Genomic DNA, 6,887 nt, shown 5'->3' on the forward strand with positions numbered 1-6,887 from the left:
AACTTTCCAGCCTGTGAAGCGGCCGATATTACCGCAGCCCGATGGTGTCGGCAGTCCAACGGCTCTATCCAGAAGCCAACACTGGTCGCAGGCCGTGATGCGCGCAGCCTGCCTTACTGGTGGCTTGGTTTTGACCGGAGCTCACGCCACATTGTGGCGCCGGATGCGGATGTGACCGTACTTCGTGAAAAAGCCGTTGCCATTTCACCGTTACGCCATGATGAGCCCTTGCCCGGGGCTGTTGATTATTTTGATTTGTCCGCTCAAGCGGTTGACTGAATTAACCCAGGGGGAGAACAAGAATATGTTTACACGCCACTACAAGGTTTGGCCGAAAGATCTGCCCAAAACCATGACCCTGCCGAAAACCAGTCTGTACACCAACCTGGAAGTCTCGGCACTGCGCTATCCGGACCACGATGCCATCGTTTTCTACGATGCGCCCATGACCTATGCCAGGCTTAAGCGAGAAGTCGATACTATGGCGGGTTACCTGCAGGCCCAGGGGGTCAAGAAGGGTGACCGGGTCCTGCTTTATATGCAGAACTCCCCGCAGTATGTGGTCTCCTACTATGCCATCCTGCGGGCCGATGCCGTGGTTATTCCTGTGAATCCCATGAACCGCGCGGCGGAGCTTGAGCACTATATTTCGGATACCGGCTCCACGGTTTGCATGGCGGGCCAGGAACTGGCGGGCTTCATCGCGCCGTTGATTGGTGAGACCAACCTGGAACAAGTGATTGTTGCGTCTTACAACACCTACATTAATCCGGAAACCGACCTGACGTTGCCGGCTGAAGTTGCTGCGCCCGCGTGGTCCAGGGATATACCGGGAGTGGTTACCTGGGAGGCGGCCCTGGAAGCCGGACACAAGCCCGGTGAACATACTGCCGGCCCGGATGACCTTGCCGTTATTCCGTACAGCTCCGGTACCACCGGGGCACCCAAGGGCTGCATGCACACTCACCGGTCGGTGATGGCGACAGCCGTGCACCGGGTATTCTGGAATCTGTCCACTCCGGATAGTGTTCAGCTATCCACGCTGCCGTTCTTCCACGTAACCGGCATGACTGGCTCCATGAACGGTCCCATATTCTGCGGTGCCACTTCTGTCATCATGACCCGTTGGGACAGAACCACAGCGGCACGTTTGATTGAGCGTTACAAGGTTACCGGCTGGACCAACATCGTCACCATGGCGGTGGACTTCCTGTCGAATCCGGATCTGGGCAAGTACGACATCAGCAGCCTGAACATGATTGGTGGTGGTGGTGCCGCCATGCCGGTTGCGGTCGCCGAGAAGCTCAAAAAGCTGACGGGCCTTGATTACATTGAAGGCTACGGTCTGTCTGAAACCATGGCAGCGACCCATATCAATCCAACCAAAAGCCCCAAGCCCCAGTGTCTGGGCATTCCGGTGTTTGATGTCGACAGCCGGATTATCGATGTCGACACACTTGAAGAAAAAGGCGTGGGAGAAACCGGCGAGATCGTTTCCTGCGGGCCTCAGGTCACTCTGGGCTACTGGAATCGACCCGTGGATACCGAGGCCTCGTTCGTCGAAATCGATGGTAAGCGTTTCTTCCGCACCGGCGATCTGGGTTACTACGATGAAGATGGTTACTTCTTCATGGTGGATCGGGTCAAACGCATGATCAACGCGTCTGGCTTCAAGGTCTGGCCGTCTGAGGTAGAAGGGTTGATGTACCGTCACCCATCCATCCACGAAGTCTGCATTATCTCTGCCCCGGACCCCAAGCGTGGTGAAACGGTCAAGGCTTGTATTGTACTAACGCCTGAGGCTGAAAGCACAACAACCAAGGATGACATCATCAGTTGGTGTAAGGAGCAAATGGCGGCCTACAAGGTGCCAACCATCATTGAATTTGTTGATGAGTTGCCAAAATCACCGACCGGAAAGCTGATGTGGCGGGCACTTCAGGAGCAGGAGTGGCAGAAGTAGCTTGCACAACACTGGAAGTTAGGAAGGCGGCTCCCCCCCCACCCTCAGGGCTTGCCGCCTTTTTGCACTGACCGGAAAACTCAGACCACGTACATGGCCAGATTTTCCAGGACACAGGCCGGCTTATCTTCATGTCTGATTTCCACCACTGTCTGGTAAGTAGCCAGCAGGCGGTGATCATCCACCCGCCTCACTGATACCAGCTCAACCCTGGACCGGATATCTGCCCCAGCCTTGACGGCTGCGGGAAAGCGGAGTTTGTTCAAGCCGTAGTTGATGGTGGCTGAAGTTCCCGTCACCTTGATGACTTCGCTGTTGAGCCTGGGTATCAGTGAGGCGGTCAGGTAGCCATGGGCGACCGGGCTCTTCCAGGGGGATTCGCGGTTGGCCCGCTCGATATCCACATGGATCCACTGGTGGTCGCCGGTCGCATCGGCAAAGGCATTTATCATTGCCTGACTCACGGTAACCCAGGCGCTGTGGCCAATAAGCATGCCCTGGTAGGCTTCAAGATCATTAATATCAACAGTAATCATAGGACCTTCCTGATAGTGGATTGATGAAGGGCTCAAACGTTGTAGCCAGGAGACCTGGCATCAAGCAGCCTCAGAAGGGCGGGCCAGGTAAGCTTTGCTGCCTTGCCGAGTGAGCCTGATTGATCCGCCGTGGTGTCGATAGCCTGTTGGGCGGGCATATATACCGGGCCACAGCTCTGCGCTTTTACCTGTATCTCGCAGGCCTTCATCAGGAAGTAGAGGTAAGTGAAGGTTTCCGGCACATCGCGGCCCACGGTCAGAATGCCGTGGTTGCGCAAGATCATCATGGATTTGTTACCCAGATCCCGTATCAGGCGCTCCCTCTCATCAAGGTTGAGCGCTACGCCTTCATATTCGTGGTAACTCAGGTGCTCAAGGCACAGCATGGCGGTCTGGCTCAGGGGCTGGAGGCCATCACGGTGGGCTGATACTGCAACACCATCTGCTGCATGCAGGTGCATGACGGCTCCGGCATCTTCGCGCCCCATATGTACGGCGCTGTGGATGGTAAACCCCGCCGGGTTAACCCTGCGCAGCCCGCCGGCTTCCACGACTTCGCCGTCCTGGTCGACTTTCACCAGGGATGAGGCGGTCATTTCATGGAACAGCAATCCATAGGGATTGATCAGAAAGTGGTGCTCCGGGCCGGGCACCCGGGCCGACAGGTGGGTAAACACCAGGTCGTCCCAGCCAAAAAGGGCCACCAGCCGATAGGCGGCAGCCAGTTCGGTCCTTACTTTCCACTCGGCCTTTCTCAGATCAGCCTGCATTTCGTCCGGATGGTTTTTTATCATGATTGTTCCTCCGCAGAGAATGGTTGCTCAGGGTTATTCGGGGCATAAAAAAAGGGTGGCATAGGCCACCCCGAAAGAGGGTCCTGACTGATGTGGAGACAGACCCAAGGTTCACTGATTTGGTATCAGTTGGCTTCCAGCAGAGCGGCATAGCGCTCAAGATGGAAGTCATCATCGCCCAGTTGGTGGTTGATCATCACCAGGCGCTTGGCGTAGTGGGCAAAGTTGTATTCCCAGGTCATGCCGATACCTCCGTGGGACTGAACGCCCTTTTCGGAAATAAACTGGGCGCTGCGACTAATTACGTTTTTAGCGGCCGCAATTACCCGACGGCGCTCGTCGCTCTGAGGCTCATCAGCCACACTGGCGGCAAAGATGGCCATTGAACGAGCCTGCTCCAGTTCGGACATCATGTCAGCCATCCGGTGCTGAAGTACCTGGAACTTACCGATGGGCACGCCAAACTGCTTGCGCTGCTTGAGGTAGTCCAGGGTCAGGTCACAGGCGACTTCCATAACGCCGACCGCCTCACCACACAGAGCGGAAATGGCACGGCCAACCTGGTATTCAATAGCATCGGCCGCTTCGCCTTCGCTTCCCAGCAGAGCGTCTGCACCCACCTTGACATTGTTCAGGAGCAGGTCGCAGCCCTTGGCGCCGTCAATAGTCGGGTAGCTGCGACGCTCCAGGCCATCAGCGTTGGCGTCGATGACAAACAAGCTGATGCCAGAGGCATCACGGCTGCTGCCAGAGGTGCGAGCAGAAACCACCAGCAGGTTGGCACTATGACCACCGATTACGACCGCTTTGCGGCCGTTAAGAACATAGCCGCTGTCGGTTTTCTCGGCGGTGGTTTCTACGTCATTTGTGTTGTAGAAGCTCTGGGGCTCCTGCAGGCCAACGGCAAGCTGGGTTTCGCCTGTTGCAATGCCCGCCAGCCACTGTTCTTTCTGCTTTTCATTGCCGGCCTGACTAATCAGCCCGCCACCAAGAACCACAGATTGAAGGTACGGCTCGATGCACAGGCCGCGGCCCAGCTCGGTCATCACGCTTTGAACTTCAACGCCGGTGCCGCCAAAGCCGCCGAGTTCCTCGGGGAATGGCACCGCCATCAGGCCCAGTTCGCCCAGTTGCTTCCAGAAACTTTCACTGAAGCCAAGCTCTGATTCGCTGTATTCCAGCCGTTTTTCGAAGCTGTACTCACCGCGAACCAGACGAGCCACGGTGTCCTGCAGCATTTGCTGCTCTTCGTTGAGTCGGAAATCCATGGTCGCCTCCTTAAAGTCCCAGAATCATTTTCGAAACGATGTTCTTCTGGATCTCGTTTGATCCACCGAAAATAGACAGCTTGCGGTTGTTGAAGTAATGGGCAGCCAGGGGCGCAGCATCCGGGTCAGACAAGAATTCGCCGTCATAGGCCTGGTCCATCTCTTCTTCAACAAACGGAATGGCGTAAGGTCCGATCGCCCGGCGTGCCAGGTCGTTGATAGCCTGGCGAATCTCGGTGCCGCGCACTTTCAGCATAGAGCTTTCCGCTCCCGGAACGCCGCCGCCTTCTACCGAGGCAACAATTCTCAGGTTGCTGATCGCTGCTGCCATCAGGTCGATTTCGACCTGCGCGATACGTTGGCTGAAGGTCGGATCCTGAATCAGGGGTTTGCCGTTCTTCACCCGACGGCTGGCCAGCTGCTTGAGGTGTGTCAGTGCTGCTTTGGACAGGCCGATGCCCGCCAGGCCGGTACGCTCGTAGGTGAGCAGGTACTTGGCGTAGGTCCAGCCTTTATCTTCTTCACCCACCAGGTTCTCGACGGGAACCTTCACGTCTTCGAAGAAGACTTCGTTAACTTCATGCTCACCGTCTAGCGTGATGATCGGACGAACGGTAATACCCGGGGTGTTCATGTCGATCAGCAGGAATGAGATGCCTTCCTGCGCCTTCACTTCTGTGTTGGTGCGTACCAGGCAGAAGATCATGTTGGCGTGCTGGCCCAGCGTGGTCCAGGTCTTCTGGCCATTAACGATGTAATGGTCGCCTTCGCGCACAGCCCGTGTTTTCAGGGAAGCCAGGTCAGAACCCGCGCCTGGCTCGGAATAACCCTGACACCACCAGTCTTCGCCGCTCAGAATCCGGGGCAGGTATTGCTGCTTCTGTTCTTCGGAGCCGAACTTGATGATGACCGGAGCCACCATATTTACGCCGAAGGGAATGGAGCGGGGCACACCGTAACGGCAGGACTCTTCATCCCAGATGTGCTTCTGGACCGGTGTCCAGCTGACACCCCCGTACTGTTCCGGCCAGTGCGTGGCGTACCAGCCTTGCTCGCTGAGGATTTTTTGCCACCGCTGGTGGTCTTCCTTGCTCAGCTTGCGAAAGCCTTTCACCTTGGCTGCGATGTCTTCAGGCAGCTTGGCATCCAGAAATGCGCGAACTTCATCGCGGAAAGCCAATTCCTCGGCTGTGTAATTCATGTTCATAGGTAACCCTCACCGTGCTCTTAGCGAAAATGTATACCGCATAGCAGAATTGTTCCATGATCCATCAACCAAACGGTGGATGTCAATGCTAACGGAATCAACTGTCAAAAAAATGCATCGTTGTAGACATGCAAAAAGATAAATGGACTTGTTGATCTAAAATTCTTCATCTATATTAATTTGCGTGGAAGATGGTACTGCATAATGAAATGCAAATAACCTACCATTCCGCTGTGCGGAATTGTTGCGGTAGGGTCTGTACCAGTCCCGGAGATTTAACAATAAAGACGCTAACCAACTCCGATGCGAGGTTTTTCAAGATGACAACAACAACCCGTTTTGCCACCCATCCGCTGGTCCGTGCCGTAGCCCTGGCTGGTGCACCTCTGCTGATGCTTGGCTCGGTAACCGCTCAGGCGCAGAGCAACACAGAGCTGGAAGAGCTGCGTGAGCGCATCCAGGTTCTGGAAGGAAAGCTGGAAGGTGCTGTGTCGACTGCCCCTGAAACGCGGGACGATAGCCGTTATCTGTTGCGTGATGGTGCCCCTGACCCCGTATTAGGTCCACCCAGAGTTGGAAAAATCCGGCTCCAGTTGCTTCTGTTTTCTTCGTGAAACCGCATGTTTCCTGGCGTAGTCCGAGGGCGTGGACCACTCCAATGCGGAATGGGGTCTGACTTGGTTATAGAACGCCCTCCATGCTTCGATTTTCTCCCGGGCGTCGGCCAGTGACAAGAACCAGTTTTCGTTCAGACACTCCTGCCGGAGTCGTCCATTGAAGGACTCTACCGTCGCATTGTCGGTAGGCTTGCCCGGTCGCGAGAAGTCGATTTCGATGTTTCGCTCATAGGCCCAGCGATCCATGACCTTGCCGGCAAACTCCGAACCGTTATCGGTCTTAAGAACTTCAGGATTACCTCGAAACCGTGCAATCGCCGTCAGGGCTTCTTGAACATCGTGGCCCTTCAGGCTCTGACCAACCACAATGCCAAGGCACTCCCGGGTGAAAAGGTCGATGATCGTCAGCAGGCGTAGCCTGCGGCCATCAAACAGCGCATCCGAGACAAAATCCATGCCCCAGATGTGATTGGGATGGTTGGCTTGTTGAAGTGGCTGACGG

7 protein-coding genes and 1 pseudogene are annotated in these 6,887 nt (G+C 55.7%); 3 read left to right on the top strand and 5 right to left on the bottom strand.

Features of this window, described 5'->3' with window-relative positions; translation table 11 throughout:
• Both B3Y70_RS07150 and B3Y70_RS07155 read left to right on the top strand, forming a co-directional pair.
• A pseudogene (locus B3Y70_RS07150) lies at nt 1-279 on the top strand (5'/3'-nucleotidase SurE); the annotation flags it as partial.
• Between the two features lie 25 nt (nt 280-304).
• A complete protein-coding gene (locus tag B3Y70_RS07155; protein ID WP_288589490.1) occupies nt 305-1,963 on the top strand; it encodes a long-chain fatty acid--CoA ligase in 1,659 nt (552 codons plus the stop codon).
• Between the two features lie 80 nt (nt 1,964-2,043).
• On the opposite strand, the gene B3Y70_RS07160 is transcribed toward B3Y70_RS07155, so the two are convergent.
• The 4 genes from B3Y70_RS07160 to B3Y70_RS07175 form a co-directional block, all read right to left on the bottom strand.
• A complete protein-coding gene (locus B3Y70_RS07160) occupies nt 2,044-2,499 on the bottom strand; it encodes a MaoC family dehydratase (RefSeq protein ID WP_286892970.1) in 456 nt (151 codons plus the stop codon).
• A gap of 32 nt (nt 2,500-2,531) precedes the next feature.
• A complete protein-coding gene (locus B3Y70_RS07165) occupies nt 2,532-3,293 on the bottom strand; it encodes a class II aldolase/adducin family protein (RefSeq protein WP_058091211.1) in 762 nt (253 codons plus the stop codon).
• Between the two features lie 125 nt (nt 3,294-3,418).
• The gene (locus tag B3Y70_RS07170) at nt 3,419-4,561 is read right to left on the bottom strand and encodes an acyl-CoA dehydrogenase family protein (RefSeq protein WP_286892974.1); all 1,143 of its coding nucleotides are present in this window, start codon (nt 4,559-4,561) and stop codon (nt 3,419-3,421) included.
• Nucleotides 4,562-4,571: 10 nt separating this feature from the next.
• Complete coding sequence (locus tag B3Y70_RS07175) at nt 4,572-5,768, bottom strand: acyl-CoA dehydrogenase family protein (RefSeq protein WP_023008963.1); 1,197 nt, start codon at nt 5,766-5,768, stop codon at nt 4,572-4,574.
• A 320-nt stretch (nt 5,769-6,088) separates the two neighbouring features.
• Between B3Y70_RS07175 and B3Y70_RS07180 the strand changes: the two genes are divergently transcribed.
• The gene (locus B3Y70_RS07180; protein ID WP_286892977.1) at nt 6,089-6,382 is read left to right on the top strand and encodes a hypothetical protein; all 294 of its coding nucleotides are present in this window, start codon (nt 6,089-6,091) and stop codon (nt 6,380-6,382) included.
• Here the strand turns inward: B3Y70_RS07180 and B3Y70_RS07185 are convergent.
• Nucleotides 6,326-6,887: IS3 family transposase (locus B3Y70_RS07185; protein ID WP_288589492.1), on the bottom strand; the 562-nt coding region annotated here is incomplete at its 5' end. The genes B3Y70_RS07180 and B3Y70_RS07185 overlap by 57 nt on opposite strands.

This window comes from Marinobacter sp. UBA5687 (assembly GCF_002420325.1).
GTDB lineage: Bacteria > Pseudomonadota > Gammaproteobacteria > Pseudomonadales > Oleiphilaceae > Marinobacter > Marinobacter nauticus.